At 67.5% G+C, this 16462-nt stretch carries 15 protein-coding genes; 3 read left to right on the top strand and 12 right to left on the bottom strand.

What is annotated here, in order from left to right:
- Positions 1-160: 160 nt before the first annotated feature.
- A complete protein-coding gene (locus tag EON91_RS05105) occupies positions 161-1876 on the top strand; it encodes a hypothetical protein (RefSeq protein WP_292092122.1) in 1716 nt (571 codons plus the stop codon).
- Here the strand turns inward: EON91_RS05105 and EON91_RS05100 are convergent.
- The 9 genes from EON91_RS05100 to EON91_RS05060 form a co-directional block, all read right to left on the bottom strand.
- On the bottom strand, positions 1873-2217 hold the full coding sequence (locus EON91_RS05100) for a zf-TFIIB domain-containing protein (RefSeq protein WP_292092121.1): 345 nt from the start codon (positions 2215-2217) through the stop codon (positions 1873-1875). The genes EON91_RS05105 and EON91_RS05100 overlap by 4 nt on opposite strands.
- A 132-nt stretch (positions 2218-2349) precedes the next feature.
- Positions 2350-3537 carry an NAD(P)/FAD-dependent oxidoreductase gene (locus tag EON91_RS05095; RefSeq protein ID WP_292092120.1) on the bottom strand — a complete coding sequence of 396 codons (1188 nt, stop codon included), beginning with the start codon at positions 3535-3537 and terminating at the stop codon, positions 2350-2352.
- 37 nt (positions 3538-3574) lie between these two features.
- Positions 3575-3880: a GNAT family N-acetyltransferase gene (locus EON91_RS05090; RefSeq protein ID WP_292092118.1), complete on the bottom strand. Its 306-nt coding sequence runs from the start codon at positions 3878-3880 to the stop codon at positions 3575-3577.
- Between the two features lie 11 nt (positions 3881-3891).
- The gene (polA, locus tag EON91_RS05085) at positions 3892-6798 is read right to left on the bottom strand and encodes a DNA polymerase I (protein WP_292092117.1); all 2907 of its coding nucleotides are present in this window, start codon (positions 6796-6798) and stop codon (positions 3892-3894) included.
- Between the two features lie 108 nt (positions 6799-6906).
- Positions 6907-10260 carry an autotransporter domain-containing protein gene (locus EON91_RS05080; protein ID WP_292092116.1) on the bottom strand — a complete coding sequence of 1118 codons (3354 nt, stop codon included), beginning with the start codon at positions 10258-10260 and terminating at the stop codon, positions 6907-6909.
- A gap of 130 nt (positions 10261-10390) precedes the next feature.
- On the bottom strand, positions 10391-11011 hold the full coding sequence (locus EON91_RS05075) for a DUF6655 family protein (protein WP_292092115.1): 621 nt from the start codon (positions 11009-11011) through the stop codon (positions 10391-10393).
- Positions 11012-11452: a VOC family protein gene (locus EON91_RS05070; RefSeq protein ID WP_292092111.1), complete on the bottom strand. Its 441-nt coding sequence runs from the start codon at positions 11450-11452 to the stop codon at positions 11012-11014. It lies immediately after the preceding gene.
- A gap of 93 nt (positions 11453-11545) precedes the next feature.
- Positions 11546-11785 carry a zinc-finger domain-containing protein gene (locus EON91_RS05065; RefSeq protein WP_292092092.1) on the bottom strand — a complete coding sequence of 80 codons (240 nt, stop codon included), beginning with the start codon at positions 11783-11785 and terminating at the stop codon, positions 11546-11548.
- Positions 11786-11840: 55 nt separating this feature from the next.
- A complete protein-coding gene (locus tag EON91_RS05060) occupies positions 11841-12116 on the bottom strand; it encodes a hypothetical protein (protein ID WP_292092091.1) in 276 nt (91 codons plus the stop codon).
- Between the two features lie 153 nt (positions 12117-12269).
- Here EON91_RS05060 and EON91_RS05055 point away from each other — a divergent pair, with 153 nt between their 5' ends.
- The gene (locus tag EON91_RS05055; protein ID WP_292092089.1) at positions 12270-13244 is read left to right on the top strand and encodes an ABC transporter ATP-binding protein; all 975 of its coding nucleotides are present in this window, start codon (positions 12270-12272) and stop codon (positions 13242-13244) included.
- A gap of 98 nt (positions 13245-13342) precedes the next feature.
- Here EON91_RS05055 and EON91_RS05050 read toward each other — a convergent pair whose 3' ends face one another.
- Genes EON91_RS05050 through EON91_RS05040 form a run of 3 tightly spaced genes read right to left on the bottom strand, consistent with a single transcriptional unit; the run spans position 13343 to position 15721 of the window.
- On the bottom strand, positions 13343-13726 hold the full coding sequence (locus EON91_RS05050) for a Tat pathway signal protein (RefSeq protein ID WP_292092086.1): 384 nt from the start codon (positions 13724-13726) through the stop codon (positions 13343-13345).
- A gap of 35 nt (positions 13727-13761) precedes the next feature.
- On the bottom strand, positions 13762-14772 hold the full coding sequence (gene bioB, locus EON91_RS05045) for a biotin synthase BioB (protein ID WP_292092084.1): 1011 nt from the start codon (positions 14770-14772) through the stop codon (positions 13762-13764).
- A 40-nt stretch (positions 14773-14812) separates the two neighbouring features.
- Positions 14813-15721, bottom strand: coding sequence for an aspartyl protease family protein (locus EON91_RS05040; RefSeq protein ID WP_292092081.1), 909 nt, complete (start codon positions 15719-15721; stop codon positions 14813-14815).
- A 172-nt stretch (positions 15722-15893) separates the two neighbouring features.
- Between EON91_RS05040 and EON91_RS05035 the strand changes: the two genes are divergently transcribed.
- The coding region (locus EON91_RS05035) for an adenosylhomocysteinase (protein ID WP_292092079.1) at positions 15894-16462 on the top strand (569 nt) is incomplete at its 3' end.

The following is a 16462-nucleotide window of genomic DNA, read 5'->3' as shown; positions in this document are numbered from 1 at the left end:
CGTGCGGCGCGCTGCCTCATCAACGCGCGGCAAGCGTAACCGTTCTACGGGATCGCGGTGACATTAGGGCTTTTCCAGATGGGTCGCCAACCCGTGGAGCGCAACGTCGCCTTAATCTCGATGAGTCAGGGTCGCCGCCCAGTATCTGCGTGAGCGCTCAATGGCCGGCGTCGTCCACTACGAAGTCTATATCCGCAAGACGGCGCCCGCTCCGTGGTCGTTGCTGATGGCGACCGAGGACCGCAAGCACGCGATCGAGACGGCCGAGGACCTGCTGGCGGACGACCGCGCCGCCGCCGTCCGCGTCACCAAGGAGACGCTGGACCCCGACACCATGGAATTCGCCAGCGTCACCGTGCTGACCCGGGGCGCGCCCGAGGTCCAGCGCAAGCGGCTGGTGTCCGAGGAAAGCCGTGGCCCCACCTGCGCCGGTCCCCACGACTTTTATGCCCCCCACGCCCGTGAACTGATCGCCCGGGCGCTGGAGGACTGGCTGGCGCGTCAGGGCGTCACGGCCTTCGAACTGTTGCACCGACCCGATCTGGCCGAAATTCTGGAAGCGTCAGGCGTCGAACTGCAACACGCGATCCAGAAGGTGGCCGTGCCCGAAAGTCAGGCGACCGGCCAGCCGGTGCACGAACTGATCCGCCATTACCAGAAGCTGTCGGAACAGGCGATCGAACGGGTGCTGGCCATGGGTCGTCGGGGAAAGATCCCTGATCTGGCCGAAAAATCACTGGCCGAGGTGGCCCAGAAGCTGTCCGGCTCGGCCGATCGCGCCTTCATCATCGGCGCTGCCATCAGCCAGGCGCTGAAGGGGGTGCGCGGCGCCCGGGCGCGTGTCGAGACGCTGATGAACCTGCTGGACCGCGCCCCGGCCGAGGGACCGCCCCGCGCTCTTGTGCTGGTCGCGGCCGAACAGCTGCTCAGCGAAATCTTCGCCTCGCGCACTAACCTGGCCCAGGTGCTGGGCCCCTCGCTGGACCAGGGCGGCAGTCTGGCGGCCGTGGTCCGCATGGCCGCCCCGCGCGAGATCGCGGCCCTGATCGCTCACGATGCCCGGCTGGCGATCCAGATTCCGGTCGTTGACGGCCCTGCCGAACGGCTGGGCCAGCGACTCCAGGCCGGCGAATTTCCGCTGCTGGCGGCCGCCCTGGCGCGGATGGTGCTGCGCGAACTGATGAGCCCGTGTCGCCTGCGTCCGACCGACGCCGGGGGCGAAATCGACATCCTGCGCACCCTGGCCACCAGCCTGACCGCCGCCGCCGGCCGCCTGCTGACGCTGGACGAGGTCCAGAACGCCTTCATCGAACGCTCCAAAAGTCTGGTCACCGCCGATTTCGTCGGCGCCTATGTGCGGGACTGCCAGACCGTCCTGGCCGAGGCCGAGGCGCTCAGCCGCCTGTGCGAGAACGTCACGGGCAGCGCCAGCAAGCGATCGGCCGCCCGCTGGATGCTGGCCTGCGTCAGCTCCCTGCGCTTCGAAAGCGAACTGCGTCAGTCATCCCTTAGCGCCGCGCAGAAGCTGCTGACACTCGCCGCCCTGCAGCGATCGACCCGGGTCGCCGGATTGTCCGAAACCGACGAGAGCCAGATCGCCGCCGCCATCGGCGTGGTCGGTGGCGTGGTCGAAGCCGAGGGCCGCATCACCGCCCAGCTGGCCCGGTCACCAGCCCCGGCTCCGCAGAAACTCAGTGCCCTTCTGCGTCTGGCGGCGGGCGAGACGGCCCCGCTGGGGCCGGCCGCCGACCGGGCCAAGGCCGAGGCAGTTCGCCTGCTACGCGTGCCGGACACCCGCGCCGCCCTGGGCCAGACGCCCCAAGCGCTGGGGGCGCTCAAGACCCTGATGCAGGCGGCCGGGCTGGCCGCAGCCTAGTCAAAGATGTCGAAGATGCTGTCGCGCTTCTTTTTGCGATAGCGATAGTCATCGTCGCGATAGCGCTCGTCCTTGTATCGCCGCTCGTCCTTGTAACCCTGCCCCCCCCACGGTTGCTGCGGGGCCTGTTGGGGGGGATAGGGCTGGACCGGCGGCGCGGCCACGGGGGCGACGGCGGGCGCCGACGCGCGGCCTTCCTCGGTCGCGGTCGCCATCAGCTTCTCCAACTCGCCGCGATCCAGCCAGACGCCCCGGCAGGTCGGGCACATGTCGAACTGGACGCCGTTGCGATCCAGCGTCTGCATGGGCGCATTGTCGTTGGGGCACATCAAAAGGGGCATGTCGGTCCTCTGTCCTGTTTCGATGCGGTCCGACATCACGCGTCCGAAAGGTCGCGCCAGAGGGGCCCGGTCCCGCGTCTGAAATCTAGGAGGCGGCCCGCGTGACCACAACGGGCGCCGACGCCGCAGGGATCAGCAGCTCTGACCCGCCGCCCAGCCGGAAGACCAGGCCCACTGGAAATTATAGCCGCCCAGCCAGCCGGTCACATCGACCACTTCGCCGATGAAATACAGGCCGGGAACGCTCTTCGCCTGCATCGTCTGCTGATCCAGCGCCTGGGTGTCGACCCCGCCCAGCGTCACCTCGGCTGTGCGATAACCCTCGGATCCGACCGGCTTGACCGTCCACTGATTGATCGCCGCATCCAGCGCCCGCAGCCGCTTGTCCCCGACCTCGGCCAGCTTGCCCGCCACACCCTCGCGCGCGACCACAACCTCGGCCAGACGGCGCGGCACGATATGGCCCAACGCCGTATGCACCGCCTGTTTGCCGTTTTCGATCTTTGCGGCCAGCAACCGCGCCGCCACGTCCTGATCCGGCGCCAGCGATACGGTGATCGCCTCGCCCTCGTGCCAGTAAGAACTAATCTGCAGGATCGAAGGCCCCGACAGGCCGCGGTGGGTGAACAGCAGGCCCTCGGCAAACGTCGTCTTGCCGTGTTTGACCACCGCCTCGACCGACACGCCCGCCAGCGGTTTCAGCTGCTCCAGAAGTCCCGGCTCGAAAGTCAGGGGAACCAGCCCCGGCCGCGTCTCGGTCACCCGCAAATCGAATTGGCGCGCAACATCATAGCCCCAGCCGGTCGCGCCCATCTTGGGGATCGACTTGCCGCCCGTCGCCACCACCAGCGAGGTGGCTCGCACCCGCGACCCGTCGCTCAGGGCGATCTCAAACCCCTCGCCCGTGCGCTCGATTCGATCCACGCCGACGTCCAGCGACAGGACCGCACCCGCCGCCCGCATCTCGTCCGTCAGCATACGGATGATCTGTTTGGCGCTGTCGTCACAGAACAGCTGGCCCAGCGTCTTCTCGTGGAAGGCGATGCCGTGCCGCTGCACCATCTTCACGAAGTCATGCTGGGTGAATCGTTTCAGCGCCGAGGTGGCGAAGCGCGGATTCTCGCCCAGGAAATTGGCCGCGCCGGTCCCCAGATTGGTGAAGTTGCAGCGCCCTCCGCCCGAGATGCGAATCTTCTCGCCCGGCGCCCGCGCATGGTCGATCACGCGCACCCGGCGGCCGCGCTTGCCCGCCTCGATAGCGCACATCATCCCGGCCGCGCCGGCGCCGACGATCAGGACATCGAGGGGTTCGCTCTTCATCGCCCCGCCCTAGCAGGCCCGGCGACGCACGGCGAGGTCAGAGACCCAGCACCGTCCGATAGCCCGAATGCACGATGTCGGCGTGCTCGGGATGCTTCTTCAGATAGCCGGCGAAGAACGGACAGGTCGGCAGGATCACCAGCCCGCGCCGGCGAATATCCGCCAACACATGTTTCGCCATCCGACTGGCGATCCCCTGTCCTTCCAGCGGGATCGGCACGATGGTCTCGGTGATCAGCAGTCCGCCCTCGACCGGGTTGTAGATCACCACCGCCGTCTGACCGTCGACGGTCAGCTCGTAGCGACGCGCCTCGGCGTTGTCGTGGATGTCGGGGTCGATCATCGGGGTCTCCATCAGTGCGCCTCATCCCAGTTCTTCGCCGCGCGGGCGTCCACGACCAGCGGAGCGGTCAGGGCCACGAAAGGTTCGGGGGCTTCTTCCATGACACGTTTGACCACCGTGATGGCGGCCTCGGCCTCGGTCTCCGGCGCCTCGAAAATCAGTTCGTCGTGGACCTGCAGCAGCATGGTGGTCTCAAGCCCGGCGTCCTTCAACGCACCCGGCATCCGCATCATGGCGCGGCGGATGATGTCGGCGGCGGCGCCCTGGATCGGGGCGTTGATGGCCGCCCGCTCGCCGAACTGACGCTCGGCGCCCGACTTGGAGTGGATCGCGGGAATATGGATGCGTCGCCCGAAGATGGTCGAGACATAGCCCGCCTGTCGCACCTCGGCCTTGGTCCGGTCCATGTAGTCGCGGATGCCGGGGAAGCGTTCGAAATAGGTCTTGATATAGGCCCCGGCCTCGCCCTGATCGATGCCCAGCTGATTGGCCAGGCCGAAGGCGGAAATGCCGTAGACGATGCCGAAATTGATCGCCTTGGCCCGGCGGCGGGTCTCGGCGTCCATCTGTTCAATCGGCACGCCGAACATTTCGGACGCCGTGGCCGCGTGGATGTCGTGCCCGGCCTTGAAGGCGCGCTTCAGCTCGGCGATGTCCCCGATATGGGCCAACAACCGCAGCTCGATCTGGCTGTAGTCGGCGCTGATCAGCACATGGCCGGGGCGAGCGATGAAGGCCTGACGGATCTGGCGCCCGGTCTCGGTGCGGATCGGGATGTTCTGCAGGTTGGGATCGCTGGACGCCAGCCGGCCCGTCGTCGCCGCCGCCAGCTGATAGCTGGTGTGGACCCGGTTGGTGCTCTCGTCCATCGCCGCGATCAGGGCGTCCGTATAGGTGCCCTTCAGCTTGGACAGCTGGCGCCACTCCAGAATGGCGCGCGGCAGGTCGTGGGTCAGGGCCAGGTCTTCCAGCACGCTGGCCTCGGTGCCCCATTGGCCGGACGCCGTCTTCCTGCCGCCGGGCAGGTTCATCTCGCCGAACAGGATCTCGCCAATCTGGCGCGGGCTGCCGACGTTGAAGGGGCGGCCCGCCAGCTTGTGCGCCTGTTCCTCCAGCTCGGCCATCCGCTTGCCGAAGGTGCTGGACAGCGACCGCAACCGGTCCGGATCGACACGAATGCCCGCCCGCTCCATGTCCGCCAGCACCGGCGGCATGCCCCGCTCCAGCGTCTCATAGACGGTGGACAGGCCCTCGGCCGCCAGTCGCGGCTTGAGGATATGATACAGGCGCAGCGTCACGTCCGCGTCCTCGGCGGCGTAGCAGGTGGCCGGCTGCAGCTCGACGTGCTTGAAGCTCTTCTGGCTCTTGCCGGTCCCAGCCACCGTCTTGAACGGGATCGGCTCGTGGCCCAGGTGCAGGCGCGCCAGCTCGTCCATGCCGTGGCCGTGCATCCCGCCTTCAAGGACGTAGCTGATCAGCATCGTGTCCTCGATCGGCGCCACGCGGACGCCGCGCCGGGCCATGACGGCGAGGTCGTATTTGATGTTCTGGCCGACCTTCAGAACAGACGTATCCTCCAGCAGGGTCTTCAGACGCTCCAGCGCCGTGGGCTTGTGGATCTGGGTCAGCGGCTCGCGCGCCGCGCCGCCGTTCAGGTCCAGACCGAAATCCAGACCGCCATCCCCCGTCGGTTCGTGATCGTGAGTCAGCGGCACATAGCAGGCCTCGTTCGGCCCCACTGCGATCGAGACCCCGCACAGGCCCGCGTGGGTGGCCGACAGGGCGTCCGTCTCAGTGTCGAAACCGATGACCCCAACTTCCCGCGCGCGGGCGATCCAGCGGTCGAGGTCCTCCAGCGTCTGGATGCATTCGTATCTGTCGCGGTCGAAATCGTGCGCCTCGACCGGCGTCGCGACCTCGGCCGGGGCATAGCGCGGGCTGGCGATCGGCGCGGTCGGCTGGCGGGCGAAGGCCGAGCCTTCCTTCTGCGGGGCCTTGCCGTCGCCGACCCGGCGCGACAGGGAGCGGAACTCCATCCGCTCCAGAAACTCCGACAGGGTCGCCGGGTCCGGATCGCGGATGATGAAGTCGTCGATCGCCTCGGGCGCCGGGGCGTCGCAGGTCAGGGTCACCAGCTCCCGGGACAGGCGAATCTGGTCGGCGAACTCGATCAGGGTCTCGCGCCGCTTGGGCTGTTTGATCTCGCCCGCTCGCGCCAGTAGCGTGTCCAGATCGCCGTATTCCAGGATCAGTTGGGCGGCCGTCTTGGGGCCGATGCCGGGCGCGCCGGGGACGTTGTCGACGCTGTCGCCGATCAGGGCCTGCACCTCGACCACCTTGTCCGGGGTGACGCCGAACTTTTCAAAGACGGCCTCTTCCTCCAGCCGCCGGTCCTTCATCGGATCGTACATGACGACGCCGTTGCCGATCAGCTGCATCAGGTCCTTGTCGGAGCTGACGATGACCGCCTCGCCGCCCGCGTCGCGCGCCTTGCAGGCATAGGTGGCGATCAGGTCATCGGCCTCATAGCCGGGCAGTTCGACACAGTGGACGCCGAACGCCGCCGTCGCCTCGCGCACCAGCGGGAACTGGGGGATCAGGTCCTCGGGCGGCGGCGGGCGGTGGGCCTTGTATTGCGGGTAAAGGGTGTTGCGGAACGTCTTTTCCGAATGGTCGAAGATGGCGACCAGATGGGTCGGCCCGTCCTCGCCCTTCATGTCGCGGATCAGCTTCCACAACATGTTGCAATAGCCCTGGACCGCCCCGACCGGCAGGCCGTCGGACTTGCGCGTCAGCGGCGGCAGGGCGTGATAGGCCCGGAAAATATAGGCCGAGGCGTCGATCATCCACAGGCGCAGCGGCGGCCCGTCCTGGGTCAGGGGGCGGTCGATCGGTTCAGCGGCGGTCGCGTCGGTCATGGGCGCGAACATAGGGTGCCGAACGCGATCCGTCATCGCAGGATGTCGCACGAAAAAGCCCCGGCGGATCGCTCCGCCGGGGCCTTCGCTTTCAGAGGCTGCGCGGCCTCAGAATTTCATCGACACCGTGGCGCGATAGGTCTGGTAGTCCAGATCGTCACGCTCGAACACCGAGGCCGCCTGCAGAGTCAGGTCGGCGCGCGGCCCGGCGATGACCACCGAGCCCGACACCTCACCCCAGCCCTTGTCGCGGGTCGGGCCGGCAAAGTCGGCGAACGGGCCGCTGCCGGCCACGAAGCCGGCCATGACCCCTTCGGAATCGCCCGAGATGGCGGTGACGGCGCGCAGGCCCAGCGCGGGGCGAATGCTCCAGTCCCGGGTCCGGACCTCGCCCTCGAAGCGCACGCCCATGAAGCCCTGAAGCGAGTCATAGTCGACGTCGCCGATCGACATGGCGACGGCCGAACCGGTCTCGTCATAGCCGTCCAGCGACACCTTGTAGGCGTTCAGGCCAAAGCTGGGGATGATGGCGATGCCCTGGCGGGTGTTGATCTCGTCCCCGACCTCGAACCCGGCCGACAGGACCGTGCCGTCCGTCTCGCCCTCGGCGCGCAGCGTCGTGCCGCCCAGGACGACGTTGCGCTCGCTCTCGACGTCCAGCCAGCCATAGCCGACATAGCCACCCAGGAAGCCACCGCGCGAACCGCGCATCGTGGCATAGGCCGTCGCCTGAATCTGGCGCGTGTCCGTCCGGCCCAGGGACGCCGCATACTCGGACGTGCCGTCGGCATAGCCCAGCGATCCGCCGACCGTCAGCGCGTCCACCGTCCGCTCCAGCCCCCCGGTGACATACCAGGCGTCCTGATCGTCGCGGTCCGTGCCGATCGGCGTGACGCCGCGCAGCGACCGCGCCTCGCCCTGCGACCCGCCGGCCGCCAGGAAGGCGGCGACGCCTTCGCGCCAGCCGGTCGCCCAGGCCGGGCGGGCCGAGGTCTCGTCCTGCGCCGCCGCCATGGCCGCGGCCACGATGGGCGCCAGTTCGTCGTTCATCGCCGCAACCTGGACGCCCTTGCCGATCAGGGTCAGGCCGGTGTGCGACCCGTCCCGGCGCAGGGCCAGACGGTCCGACACCACCGCCTGGAAGGTCTCGGTCTGCGATGCGCCCAGGGTCGCCGCCGACAGGGCGGTATAGGGCGCCAGGCTTTCCAGCGCCGCGCCCAGCTGGGCGCCCTCCATCAGATCGACCTGGGTATAGATCGGCGACAGGGCCGCGTAGCTGGCTCCCCGCGACCGGTCCAGCAGGCCGCCGATCGCCGCCTGCGACGGCGAGTTGGGATTGATGAAGTCCGCGAAGGACGCGGCGTCCAGCGTCACCCGCACGGCGTTGTTGGTATACTGCAGGGTCGGCGTCAGAACGCCGGGCAGGTCAACCATCCCGTCAAAGCCGCCATACACGCCGCCCGGCGCGGTGATGATCGTATAGGTCGTCCCATAGGTCGGGGCGGCCACGAAATTCAGCCCCAGCAGGCCACCGACCGAGATCTCGCCGGTCGTGCCCTGGGCCGGATCGGCCACCAGCGTCAGCCGGTCCGAGGTCGAACCCGCGATGTCAATGAACAGACGCGAACCCGAGGTCATCACCACGTCGCCGATGACCGTCAATTCGCCCACCTGGCCCACGCCGCCGGGCGCGATCGAGCCCATGATGGAGGTCAGGACGGTGGGGTCCACCACGCCCCTGCCGCTCAGCAGGCCGCCCATCAGCAGCATCTCGAAGGTGTCGAACCGACCGTCGACGTTCAGCTCGCCCGCCGTCACCGTGGTGTCGATCAGCGAGGCCAGATAGCCGTTCTCGCCTATGTCCAGAACCGCGCCCGACGCGCCGATCAGCAGGCGATCGATCACCGCACCGCCGTTGTTCAGCCGGGTGCGCCCGGCCGTCGTCAGCGTCACGTCATAATAGGCGGGCCGGATGTCGTCGGCGATGGAGCCGGCGGTGTTGTCCGGCACGAACCCGGTCGAGCCGGGGCCGCCCGCTACATATTCGAACGGGGCCGACGCGCCCGGCGCCGTGACAACGGCTGACGGGGTCGCGGTCGAACCGATCGGCACAGCCACTGCCGCACCCAACGCATCGTTCAGCCCGACCACCAGGTCATCACGGCCTACGATGGCGCGGTTGGAACCGCTCTGCGAAACCGGGACCGTTCCGGCGTTCGGCGCGTTCTCGTGGTTGTACTCCGCCAGTTCGGACGCATCGAGGCAATCGTCCAGGAAGCAGATGGCGCCCCATTCCCCGCCCTGGCCGCCGACGCCGGCGGCGGGCGTGCCCGGCAGACCGGTCTGCAACTGCCCGTCGACGATGATCTTGTAGTTGGGGTCCATCATCTGGGTCCAATGCGTCGCATCGAACCAGTCGCCGTCACCGCCCTTGGCCGTGACGTATTTGTACGGGTTGTTGGCGACCACATAGTCCCAGAACAGGTACAACGGCTGATAGCCCGCCGTGGTCCCGTAGCTGGCCGACGGCTGGGCGCTGAAATAGCGCGTGCCCAGCGACAGCACGCCCGCGATGACCGGGATGTCGAACGCGCGGTCCAGGATCAGGGCGCCGCCCGAATCCCCCTGGGCCGTCAGGCCCTCGCCGGGCAGGGCGACGTCATTGCCGAAGATGTTGAAATCATAGGGGCTGGTCCCCGCCGGGTCGTCGAAATCGACCAGATACAGGTTCTGGCCCAGACCCGATTGATTGCCGTCGCCGAACAGCCACAGGTTCACGTCGTCGATGGACGCCAGGGCCCCGATCATGTTCTCGCCGGCGCGGCGCCGGAAGTCGACGCCTTGGGACTGGCCGGTCGTGCCGGTGCCCGAACGGCCGTATCCGCCGATGGTGACGTGCAGGTCCTCTTCGCCCGTCAGCGGGCTGAACAGCATGGCCCAGGTCGGCACGCCGCGCGTCGGCGCGTCCAGCACCCCGATGGCCACATCGGCTTCATAGAAACCGCCGGCCGGCTGATCCAGCGACCGGGCGTCATAGAAGACGCGGTCGATGTTGTAGGTCTGATCGATATAGCTGGAGCTGCGGCTGCCCAGCCAGTTGATCAGGCCGGTGCGCGCATCCCCCTTGAATCCGACGGCCAACGGCGTTCCGCCGTTGCCATAGCCATAGTTGGTCTCGGCGTCGTCATTGACGCAGTGGGCCGCGAAAATGACCGTGCGCGGATTGATCAGGGTCGCGGTGCAGACACCGCCCCCCAGCGGACCATAGTCGGCATAGACAATGCCGATGCCGTTGACCGCATCGGGGTCGGCCAGTGTCGGCGGCGCATTGGGGTTCAGGCTGTTGTTCGGCACCTCTGCCTGCGCCGCGCCTGCGGCCAGCAGACCCGCGGCCAGAACGCTGGCGGCCGAGGCGGTCGAAAGCCACCCGGCCTTACGGCCAAGCTTATGAAAGCGTTGCATTATCGAGACCCCCAAATCCATTACCGGAACGCAAGGTTGCATGCGACTTATCCGGTGGGAAGATGGGGTTAACGAAAAATGTCTGGATTGTGACGTGCGGGTGACTCGAAAGTCGTCGCGCGGCGCGCTTCTAGAATTCCGTCCAGCTTGATCCGGGATCGCGCTGTCCAGGCTGGGCCTGTTGTTGACCCCAGCTGACGACCATAAAGGCCTTGTGGCTGCGAATACGGTAGCGGCCGATCATCGGCAGAACCGCGCCCATCGGGGCGCCCGTCTTGGCGTGATAAAGGAAGCCGGAGAACTCGGCGACGCCGATCCGGTCGCGGCTGCTGTAGACTGACAGTTCCGGCATCGAGACGACGTTGAAGGTGTCGTTGATCGGAATGCGCATCTCCGGCACGCCGAACACCCGTCGCATCTGCTCCAGCGACAGGGCGCCGGCGCGGATCTCGAAGATCACATCCGCGCTGTCCCGTTCGCGCGACAGGGAATAGCCGGCCTCGGACAGGGCGCCGCGAATGGCGCTGATGGCGTAGCGGGCGGCCTCGCCCTGAAAATAGGCTTCGTCAACGAACACGCGCGAGCCCTGCGGGATCGGCAGGGTCAGACCTTCGACGGCGCTGTCGGCCGCGCGGGCGACCAGCAGTTGCTCGGTCGCGGTGCGCCCCGGATAGGTCTCGGTGGACGAGGCGCAACCGCTCACGACGATGGCCAGCGACAGGATGGCGGCGCTCGCCGCAGACAGCCGCATCTACCAGACGCCCGTATTGGGCATCGACGCCCAGGGCTCGGCCGGCGCCAGCGGTGCGCCTTCCTGCAGCAGCTCGATGGAGATGCCGTCCGGCGACCGGACAAAGGCCATGTTGCCGTCGCGCGGCGGCCGGTTGATCGTCACCCCGCCGTCCATCAGCCGCTGGCAGGCCGCATAGATGTCGTCGACGCGGTACGCCAGATGGCCGAAATTGCGTCCGCCCTGATAGTCTTCTGGATCCCAGTTATACGTCAGCTCGACCTCGGGCGACCGTTCGGCCGCCGACCGCGCCGCATCCCTGGGCGCCGCCAGGAACACCAGGGTATAGCGCCCGACCTCGTTCTCGGTACGCCGCATCTCCTGCAGGCCCAGCAGGTCGCAATAGAATTTCAGCGAGGCGTCGAGGTCCTTCACCCGGACCATGGTGTGCAGATAGCGCATGGGGACTTTCCGTCAGGGAGGCGGGGCCACGCCTATAGCGAACCCGGCGCCGATGCCCGACTCAATTCCGGTAACGCAAGGTTGGCGACGCCGTCAGTGCGCCTCGGGCGGCCGCGCGGCAGGGCTCAGATAGTCGTTCTCGGGATGCGCGTGGCCCGACAGCAGGAAGCGGCGGTCGCAATAGCCGCATTCGACGAAATCGTCCTCGCCCATATCCATATAGACCAGCGGATGCCCCAGGGCGCCGCCGCCGCCGTCGCAGGCGACCCGCCTGGTCGAGACGACGACCTCTTCGGCGGGCGGGAGCAGGGTGTCAGGATGGCGGGGGGGCATGGTCCGGTCCGTTGCAACGGGGTCGCCGCGTTCCTAGTCCCCGCCTCCCTCGCCGTCAAACACCCGCCACGTCACCGCCTAGGGACTTGCGGCGGAACACGCGGTCGAACAGCGCCTTGCGTCGCTTGAAGATCGTCAGGCCCAGACACCCTGCTCCGACCCACAGCCCGACCTCGCCGACAAGCGCCAGCGCCGTGACGATCGCCACCGCCTGGATCTGGCTCAGATCCAGATGACCCAGCCGGAACATCAGGCCCACGACGACAGCCCCGCCATAGCCCACGACGCACCCAGCCATAGCCGTCAGGCCGATCATTTTCAGACGTGTCATGGGGTCTCCTTTTGGTTGATGGCTTGTGACAAGGAAACTTGTCTTCATAAGTTATGTCAAGTATCTTTTACACCACGGATCACGCATCGCCCTTGGCGAAGCGGCGGTCGAGGCCTACCTAAGCCGTCCGCACCCAGTCTGACGAAGTCGCCGATGTCCGATCCCGCCGCCCTGCCCGACAACGCCATCGAGGTGCGGGGCCTCAAGAAGACCTACGCCGGATCCCGGAAGGCGCCGCCCAAGACGGCCCTGCGCGGCGTTGATCTGGTGGTGCCGCGCGGCTCGATGTTCGGCCTGCTGGGCCCCAACGGGGCGGGCAAGTCGACGCTGATCAACATCCTTGCCGGGGTAGTGAACAAGTCCGAGGGCGAGGTCCGCATCTGGGGCCGCGACATCGATCGCGAAGCGCGCGACGCCCGCGCTGCCATCGGCGTGGTCCCGCAGGAGATCACCGCCGACGTCTTCTTCACCCCGCGCGAGGCGCTGGAGGTCCAGGCCGGCTTCTACGGCGTGCCCGCCGATGAGCGCCGCTCGGACGAACTGCTGGCCGCAGTGGGCTTGTCGGACAAGGCCAACGCCTATGTCCGCGCCCTGTCGGGCGGGATGAAGCGCCGCCTGATGGTGGCCAAGGCGCTGGTGCACAACCCGCCGGTGCTGATCCTGGACGAACCGACCGCGGGCGTCGACGTCGAGCTGCGCCGCCAGCTGTGGGCCTATGTCCGACAGATCAACGCCGAGGGCGTGACCATCCTCTTGACCACCCACTATCTGGAAGAGGCGCAGGAGCTTTGCGACACCATCGCCATCGTCAACCGGGGCGAGGTCGTGGCCTGCGAACCCACCGGCCAGTTGCTGAAGCGGCTGGACACCCGCAACGTCGTCGTCGCGCCGGTCGATGAATCCGCCGCACCGCCCACGCTGGCGGGTTTCGAGGTCACGCCGCGCGCCAACGGCGCCTTCGCGGTCACCTATCGCACCGGTGAATCCAGCGTCGAGCAGGTGTTGGCCGCCGTGCGCGCCGCAGGTGTCACCATCCGCGACATCGCCACCGAGGATCCGGACCTGGAGGATGTCTTCCTGGCCCTGACCTACGGCGACGCCAGCCGCCCGGGCCCGACGCAGGACTGACGGCCGGGACCGCCCAACGCCCTCAAGCAGCGCGAAATGCGGCAGGCCCGAATCCACGGCCTCATGTAGCGCGAAGCGCGATAGGCCAACAAAAGAGTTCAGATCACCATGACTGTGCCGATCAGCAGCCGCGCACCCGCGCGGCCCAGGGCTGTGTCGGTCGCCGTCTGCAAGGCCCGGGCGATACGGTTCACATCGGGCGGAAAGCCGGACCGCAGTTGCGCCGTCTCACGCTGGACCACGGCCGCATAGGCTGCGTTCAGGCGAGGTTGGGATTGTTGGGCCCGGGCGAACAGGGCCGCGTCTTGCACATCGATCCCGGTCTCGACTGTCATCACCCCGCGTCGGCCGTCCGGTCGGGGAACCGCCGCCGTCGCCGTCGCCAGCCGCAGATAACCACCGGCGGCCGCACTCTTGTCGCTGGAGGTCTTGCGTGCCTCCACAGACTTGGCGGACAGGGTCAGGAAGGCGCGTCGATCCATGGACGCACCCTGCCCTCGTCGGACTTAAGGCCCGGTTACGCCGCCGCCTCGGCCCGCGGCGCGACATAGGGCTTCAGGTCCAGCAGGGCGAACAGGCGCGCGTCCTCGTCCTGCTCGGGATTGGGCGTAGTCAGCAGCTTGCCGCCGACGAAGATGGAGTTGGCGCCGGCCAGGAAGCACAGGGCCTGCATTTCCGGGCTCATCGTCTCGCGCCCGGCCGACAGACGGACCATCGACCGGGGGCAGACGATCCGGGCCACGGCGACGGTGCGGATGAATTCGATCGGGTCGATCTCGCCCTCACGCTTCACCCGCTCGCCCAGAATTCTGTCTCCCAGAGGCGTCCCCGTCACCGGGACCAGGGCGTTGACGGGCAGGCTGTCCGGATGCTCGGGCAGGGTCGCCAGCGCATGCAACAACCCGGCCCGGTCGCGCCGCGCCTCGCCCATGCCGACGATGCCGCCGCAGCAGGTCGACATGCCCGCATCGCGCACGTGCTGCAGGGTCTCCAGCCGATCCTGATAAGTCCGGGTCGTGACCACCTCGGCGTAATACTCCGGCCCGGTGTCCAGGTTGTGGTTGTAGTAGTCCAGGCCCGCCGCCTTCAGCTGCCGTGCCTGATCGGCCGTCAGCATGCCCAGCGTCGCGCACGTCTCCAGACCCAGCGCCTTCACGCCCGCGATCATCGTCGCCAGTTTGGGCGTGTCGCGATCCTTCAGCTCACGCCACGCCGCGCCCATGCAGAACCGGTCGGCGCCCCCGGCCCGGGCCGCCATGGCCTCCGCCAGAACGACCTGCACATCCATCAGCTTCTCGGCCTTCAGGCCCGTGTCGAAACTGGCCGACTGCGAACAGTAGCCGCAGTTCTCGGCGCAGCCGCCGGTCTTGATCGACAACAGCTGGCTCTTCTGCACCTCCGACGGGTCGAACCAGCGCCGATGCACTGTCGCCGCCTCGAACACCAGTTCCATGAAGGGCCGCGCGAACAGCGCCTCCACTTCGTCCAGGGTCCAGTCGTGGCGAGGGATCGAGAGGTCGCGGATCATGGCGCGCTGTGTAGACTCGGCCAGGTCGCTCGCAAAGAGCTTATAGCTGAAGGCTCAACTCACTGCGCTTGAGATCGATGTGAACCACGCTGAAGCGGCGCAGAATATCCAGCCCCACCAGGATCGCCGGCTGGTCCTCCACCCCCCAGATCCGGAAGCTGTGAAAGTCACCGACCGCCACAGGCAGATTGGTCATCCCCATCCCTGCGAAACGCAAGGACGGCAGCACCATCGCTTGCCCCCAGGCCACGCTGCCGGTGGGGCTCTGGATTCGCCTGATAGATTCACCGTCACGGGGAACCAGCGGCGTAGCGTACCCGGCCACTGCGGCGGCACGGTTCACGATGGTGCCTTCCGCCCCGGAATCGATGATGGCGGTGGCGGGCGTGCGCCAGACATGCGCCGGCGCCATCAGCAGATTTCCAAACCGGCGCTCCCCCTTGATGACCACGGGAATGCCCGGCGTGGCGCCACGGTGAAACCCGCGCGGCGGCGCGCTGGAGCGGGCGATGCGGGTGCGCTGCGACCCGCGGAAATTGAGGATCACCTTGCTGGCGACGAGAAGGTCGCAGCCCAGCAAACCGTCCAGGCCGCTCATCGCCAGCCGCTGCCCCACCGCCAGGCGTACCTCCGAAGCGTCCAATGCGCCGGTTCTCATCCGCATCGCGCGGACAGTCGGCACGACTTCGCGGCCGATCAGGGTGTGCATTCCGATCGGTCCGGCGTCCGCGAGACCCAGGCGTTCAGCGAGGTCGGCGGAGATCACCGAGGCCGTAGCCGCCGTATCCACCATGAAATGGAACGGCCCCTGATCGTTCAGAAACACCGGCACGGTCGCCCGCCCGCGCCGCACATCCTCGTTCTCGAACGACTCCTGCCGGGCGATGGCTGAACAGGGACTGAACGCGGCGCCGACGGCGCCCGCGACCAACATGCGGCGGTTGACCATTCAGGCCTCGACATCTTTGACGGGATGAAACGCTCGATCCCTATCATTGGCAAGCGCCCATCCGTCGGCGGGCGGGACATAAGGATATCCTTATGGGTTTGTTGCTCCCAAGGGCGCGCCGGGGTATAGCCGCCGCCAATCCAGCATCCGCGCATGGGCAGGAGCCTCACGCATGACCGACTACATCGTCCGCGACATCTCGCTTGCCGACTTCGGCAAGAAGGAAATCGCCATCGCCGAGACCGAGATGCCCGGCCTGATGGCCCTGCGCGCGGAATACGGCGCGGCCCAGCCGCTGAAGGGCGCCCGCATCGCCGGCAGCCTGCACATGACCATCCAGACCGCCGTGCTGATCCAGACGCTGGAAGCGCTGGGCGCCGAGGTGCGCTGGGCGTCGTGCAACATCTTCTCGACCCAGGACCACGCCGCGGCCGCCATCGCCGCCTCGGGCACGCCGGTCTTCGCCACCAAGGGCGAGACCCTGATCGAGTATTGGGACTACGCGCACAAGATCTTTGAATGGGCCGACGGCGGCTATCCGAACCTGATCCTGGACGACGGCGGCGACGCCACCTTGCTGTGCGTGCTGGGGCCCAAGGCCGAGAAGGACATCTCGGTCCTGTCGAACCCGCAGAACGAGGAAGAAGAAGCCCTGTTCGCGGTGATGAAGCGTTACATCGCCGAGAAGCCCGGCTTCTATTCGGCCATCCGCGACGCCATCGGCGGCGTGTCGGAAGAGAC

Source organism: Brevundimonas sp. (assembly GCF_004210735.1).
Lineage (GTDB): Bacteria > Pseudomonadota > Alphaproteobacteria > Caulobacterales > Caulobacteraceae > Brevundimonas.
This window is presented reverse-complemented; position numbering and strand designations above follow the sequence as displayed.